This window comes from Pseudoxanthomonas sp. PXM02 (genome assembly GCF_014851805.1).
In the GTDB taxonomy this organism is placed as follows: domain Bacteria; phylum Pseudomonadota; class Gammaproteobacteria; order Xanthomonadales; family Xanthomonadaceae; genus Pseudoxanthomonas_A.
The window spans coordinates 1-3,171 of record NZ_JACVAK010000009.1 but is presented as its reverse complement, the minus strand read 5'-3'; the positions used below and the strand labels follow the sequence as shown (position 1 = coordinate 3,171).

Genomic DNA, 3,171 nt, shown 5'->3' with positions numbered 1-3,171 from the left:
ACTCCGTCAGTACTTCCCGAAGGGCATCAGCCTGGCAGACGTCTCGCAGGCCAAGCTGGATGCCGTGGCACGCCAACTCAACGAGCGGCCACGCAAGACGCTGGGCTACGAAACACCGGCACAGCGAGATCGGAAAACTGTTGCGTCGATCGGTTGAATCCAAGACCGATAGCGGACATTCGGTGAGATAGGAGTTCGCACAGCCTGAAAAGGGTTATCACGAATCAGCTCAAGTTGCGTCCAACATCACCGCGACTGGATAGAGCCAAGTGGCGCCATGTACCGCCCTGAATGACCCTAAGCTAGTGTTGAGGTCAATGTGAAGAAGTACCCGTTGGCATCCAGCATGTCGCGTAGCTTCTGCTCGGCCGGAAGTCGGCTAATGGCCTGTCCCGCCCAAAGGCCGTAGCACGGACGGATGCCGTAGCCAGCATTGTCCTGGGCACGACGGCTTACGCTGACATCAGGCGAATCACAAGCCGTGGCCCATATCGCTGTCAACGCCGTTGGGCCAATGGACTGGCCAACGCCCAAACGAAGAACGAAGACCTGCCGTCTTTCGTTCCGAGCTTTTGTCCGATAGTAGCGCGGTGGCATTAGCTCTGATCGCTTCGATGGCGACTAATGGAACATGCCCGGCCAAAGAGAATGGTGCGTAGATGCGTACCATTGCTGAGCGCGGGAAAGAGCCTCCGGCTTAGTAAGATCGGCATTGGCGAAGAAGAGCCAACAAACGTCACCTTCGAAGTTTTTCTGCTCATGAACAAGGCGAAATGAATTCAATCGCGAGTCCATCTCCGGATCAAGACGACTGTCGATGCACTCAACGCTTTGCGACGAAATAACTAACGAGATGCTATTCATGGCTGCGATACCGTGCACCCGAGGTCACAAGCGCCAACCCGCGTCGCGTGCTCGGTCCTACGCGACGAAGTGCCGTGGTTCTTCCTGACCAGAAGGACGTCTCCTCTTCGGCATGCTTATCCCTTTGCTGCACCACGCACTGAACAAGATTGGACTTGGCTATCGCCAAGTAAGGTTCGACCGCATCTCTAAGGACGGGCCATCCCTCATTCTCGGCACACTGCAGCGCACGCTCCCTTAGGGCATGAGTGATGTTCTGAAACGGGGAATCGGTCGAAACGACACGGTGTCGTTTGATAGTCATGGCAGCTCCGGCAAATTGTGCGAGCCGGCACACTGCGGGCGCGAAAGCTAACCAAGCATCGGAATTCCGCGTTGTACGAAGCTACCACGTTACGGAAAGAATAGAACGTGATCTTGCGGATAGCGTCACACCAGACTAACGACCAAAGGCGCAGGGTGCGGGTGTTGCGGTGCAATACCGTATCGGCTGCTCAGCCGCGCTCCACCCCTCTTACTCTCCGCATTGAGCTCGCGCCTGGCATTTCGCCCAGCCACGGCTTTGGCCGTCCGTTTGACCCTGATACGGGTCTACTTCGCAGGATATTTCCATGGAAATGCAACAGAAAGAAGGCCTCGCCCAGCAGAATCTATTGGGTACGCTGAAGAGCAACAAGTCCTTCTCGACCTTCATCAACGCCATCGATAAGGCGGGTCTTACTGCCTCACTTGCGGGTGACGAGCAGTTCACGCTTTTTGCCCCAACTGACGAGGCATTCTCCGGTCTACCGACAGGTGCGCTCGATCGGTTGCTCGAGCCTGCCAACAAGGATGAGTTGGCTTCAGTGATCAACTATCACCTGGTCAGTGGCCGCAAGACGACGACCGATGTCGGGAAATGGCAATCGGCGCGTACGGTGCAAGGCCAGACTGCGCCGATCAAGGTCGCTGAAGGCAAGCTCAGCATTGGTGCCGCCCGTGTCACGCTTCCGGACATCCTTGCCAAGAATGGCGTGATCCACGGCATCGATAAGGTCAACCTTCCGGAATCCAAACCCAACTAAGGTGCGGATGCAAAGGACTGCCCGCGGCGGGAAGAAATTCCCGCCGCATCTCTTCCTTCGGTGATTGAACTCCATGGGCCCGCCTATCAAACCCCCCATATCAGCCTCGATCGGCGTTGGGACGGACCGGGTTAAGACCGCTGCCGCCCTTATGAACAAGATCGCCTATCAGCTGCGGCCGGCAAGCAAGACGACGATGGCGCCCTGCGCGCGATGCTGCAGGCCCAGTCCGGGCGGTCAGCCTTGCGCAAAGTGCCTGACAGACGAGTTGGGCAGCCTCATTGAGAATTATGGTGCAGCGGCACGTTGGCTTGAGTCGACCAAACAAGCCACTCAAGACGAAGGCACGGTGCTCCGTTATGCAGGACTGGCGACCGTGGGTTGAACGCTTCCTAAGCCTTCATACGCTAAGAGCCCCTATCTGGGGCTCTCGATGTTCAGCGCTTCTTCTGGTCTTGACCGCGTTTTTGGTCCTGCTGAGACTTCGCCTGTTTGCCAGTCTCGTCTTCTGATTTCTGTTGGCCTTTTTCGCCCGACTTACCCTGAGAATCGCGCTGGCCCGTGTTACTGCTCATCGGAACGTCTCCTACTCGGCGGAATGCCGAGCAGCACGAGGCTGCGCCGCCCGATGTGATCGGGGTGTGCTCAACGGATATGGGGCAAAAATTATGCCGACGTGCCGCCCGGACGTGAAATGCCTTACGGCGAGATGCAGGCAGGCTTTGCCAGCGAGTACCGGGGCCGGAAGTGAGTGACTACTAACTGGTGATCGTGATGAGAACAGCATCAGAGCTCAGCGCTTGTCTACGAGAAAGCATGGCGAGGCTGCGCGACGAACAAGTCGGTTGTGACGCTCGGGGTTTCGTCAGAGCACTTCGTGCGCAGTTGCTGGCCGACGCGCCCGAAGAGATGCGATTCGCCATCTGCGTGCGCCTGGCTGCAATGGACAAGATGCTGGACGAGAGAGAGGCTGCCTTGCGAAGCTTTGCGAGGAGGACGGCTGCGCTAGACACTGCTATTACTGATGCAGGCTGATCATCCGTTGGCGCCCGAATGGCCTTGGTGCGATTTTAGAGTACTGCGTGATTCCAAATCTGCGCGACATGCTGTCCGCTTACGACCGCGGATTCATATGATCGACGCAACACACGGATAGCTGCGTAGGCAGCAGGAGTGTTGCGGATGAAGCGCAGGAAAAGGATCTACTACACCGACACCCAGAAGGCACTGATGTGGGATCGCT

The 3,171-nt window shown here is 57.2% G+C and carries 3 protein-coding genes and 1 pseudogene; 2 read left to right on the top strand and 2 right to left on the bottom strand.

The window, feature by feature from the left end; all coding sequences use genetic code 11:
- Positions 1-157: pseudogene (locus tag IB225_RS20255) on the top strand (IS30 family transposase); the annotation flags it as partial.
- 464 nt (positions 158-621) lie between these two features.
- Here the strand turns inward: IB225_RS20255 and IB225_RS20250 are convergent.
- Positions 622-864, bottom strand: a complete 243-nt coding sequence (locus tag IB225_RS20250) for a hypothetical protein (RefSeq protein ID WP_192314872.1) — start codon at positions 862-864, stop codon at positions 622-624.
- 611 nt (positions 865-1,475) lie between these two features.
- Between IB225_RS20250 and IB225_RS20245 the strand changes: the two genes are divergently transcribed.
- Positions 1,476-1,928 carry a fasciclin domain-containing protein gene (locus tag IB225_RS20245; protein ID WP_225584199.1) on the top strand — a complete coding sequence of 151 codons (453 nt, stop codon included), beginning with the start codon at positions 1,476-1,478 and terminating at the stop codon, positions 1,926-1,928.
- Between the two features lie 437 nt (positions 1,929-2,365).
- Here IB225_RS20245 and IB225_RS20240 read toward each other — a convergent pair whose 3' ends face one another.
- Positions 2,366-2,503, bottom strand: a complete 138-nt coding sequence (locus IB225_RS20240) for a hypothetical protein (protein WP_192314870.1) — start codon at positions 2,501-2,503, stop codon at positions 2,366-2,368.
- Positions 2,504-3,171 lie beyond the last annotated feature (668 nt).

What these genes read in the sequence shown, in the direction of transcription:
- IB225_RS20240 (WP_192314870.1), bottom strand. Translation starts at nt 2,503, where the DNA reads ATGAGCAGTAACACGGGCCAGCGCGATTCTCAGGGTAAGTCGGGCGAA.
- IB225_RS20250 (WP_192314872.1), bottom strand. Translation starts at nt 864, where the DNA reads ATGAATAGCATCTCGTTAGTTATTTCGTCGCAAAGCGTTGAGTGCATC.
- IB225_RS20245 (WP_225584199.1), top strand. Translation starts at nt 1,476, where the DNA reads ATGGAAATGCAACAGAAAGAAGGCCTCGCCCAGCAGAATCTATTGGGT.